Origin of the sequence: Streptomyces flaveolus, assembly GCF_000716535.1 — a bacterium.
GTDB lineage: Bacteria > Actinomycetota > Actinomycetes > Streptomycetales > Streptomycetaceae > Streptomyces > Streptomyces flaveolus_A.
This window is the reverse complement of record NZ_JNWV01000116.1, coordinates 1-1,605: the sequence shown is the minus strand read 5'-3', so window position 1 is coordinate 1,605 and position 1,605 is coordinate 1. Positions and strand designations below refer to the sequence as shown.

Annotated in this window: 1 protein-coding gene; it reads right to left on the bottom strand. The window is 68.9% G+C overall.

All coding sequences use genetic code 11. The features are described from left to right. Window positions 1-8: 8 nt before the first annotated feature. Window positions 9-1,466, bottom strand: a complete 1,458-nt coding sequence (locus tag OO52_RS45390) for an NF041680 family putative transposase (RefSeq protein ID WP_030659292.1) — start codon at window positions 1,464-1,466, stop codon at window positions 9-11. Between the last annotated feature and the right edge of the window lie 139 nt (window positions 1,467-1,605).

The following is a 1,605-nucleotide window of genomic DNA, read 5'->3' as shown; positions in this document are numbered from 1 at the left end:
CTTGATCTTTAACCTGTGCGGCGGGGTTTCGGGGTGGTTGTCTTCTTCTTTGGTCGTCTTGCTGGCTGTGTCTTCTTGGGTGTGTGCACGTCGTGGCGGGGTGCGGGACGGGTGTTCTTCCGGCCTGGTGGCCGGCCGGGACCGGGGAGGGTGGGTTTTGGTGCTCCGGCGGGGCAGGCGGCCTGTGGGCGGATGTGCCGGAAGTCGCGGCGGACGCGGGCGGGAGTGAGCCTGTCCGCAGGGCTGGGTTTCTCCCAGGGACGGCGTCGGTCGGCTGCGAGTGGGCGGGCGAGGCGGAGTTGGGTGTAGGCGGCGAGGATCAGCCAGGTCCAGCGGTCGGCGGCCTCGGGTGTGCGGATCTTCGGGGTGGTCCAGCCGAGGGTCTGTTTGAACAGCCGGAAGGTGTGTTCGATGTCGAAGCGTCGCAGGTAGGCCTGCCAGAGGCGGTCGGCGTCCGCCGCGGTGGCGTCGGTGCCTGACCACCACAGCCAGACCGGCTTCGGTGTTGCTCCGCTGGGCAGGTGGTCGATGTCCAGGCGGATCACCGTCCCCTCGACGACGGGGAGGGTGCCGTCGGTGACTGCCCAGGAAGAGCGGTGGGTGAGCCTGGGATGCAGCCGGTCCCAGGATCGGGCTCTGGCGGTGCCGTAGAGACGGGTGTCGGTGACGGTCGCGGTGTCCGGGGTGCCCCAGGTATCGGGCTGGCCGAAGACGAACTCGCTGCCGTGCCGGGGCGGTCGGCCCTGGGTGTGAGGCTGCCGGGGCGGGACGGCCCGCCGCAGGACACGGTCGGCGCGCATACGGGCCAGCACCTGCACCGGCAGGTCCCTGAGCAGGAATGCGAGACGGGGTGCGTCGTATCCGGCGTCCGCGATGACGAGGACGTCGGGGTCGCCCTCCTGCCACTGCCCGGCGGTGATCAGTCGCTTGAGCAGGTCACGCAGCTGTCGGGCGGTGACAGTGGCCGTGTCATCCCCGGGGGCCAGGCGAAGCGCGTCCAAGGGCGCGGTCCAGGAACTGCGACCCGGCTCGAGTGCGCAGATGATGGAGTACGGCCAGCCGGGGACAGGGATGTGCTGGTCCTTCCCTCGGCCGTAGGTGTGACACAGGATCCGCTGTGGTGAGGTGTGGGCATCGGGGCGTAGCCAGCAGGTGATGTCGATGGCCAGGACCAGTCGGCCGTCGGCAGCCCGCGGCAGTGGCACTGCGGCCAGGGCCCGCCGCAGCCGACCGGCATCGACCCGGCCACGGGCGAGGGCGGCGTAGAGCCCGCCATGACCGCGGCGGTGTTCGCCGACCAGCGACAGCTCGGCCAGCGATCTCACCGGTCCGTCGCCGCACAGAACGGCGTCAGCCAGCTCGAACAACGCATCCGAACGAGCGGTGAGACAGGAATAGAACTCGCCCCGGAAGCATGACAGCTCAGCCAATGCCTCTCGCCGGGCATCGCGATGCAGCAGACTCATCCTCACGGCCTTCGTGCTGGACGTGTGTGTTCCTTGGTCGGAGCACATGTTCAGGCGAAGGCCGCTTCCATGTACGGCGGATACCGGACCGAGTGATCAAGTTCGACGCACCATTCGACGTCGGCCGTTAAAGATCAAG

What these genes read in the sequence shown, in the direction of transcription:
- OO52_RS45390 (WP_030659292.1), bottom strand. Translation starts at nt 1,466, where the DNA reads ATGAGTCTGCTGCATCGCGATGCCCGGCGAGAGGCATTGGCTGAGCTG.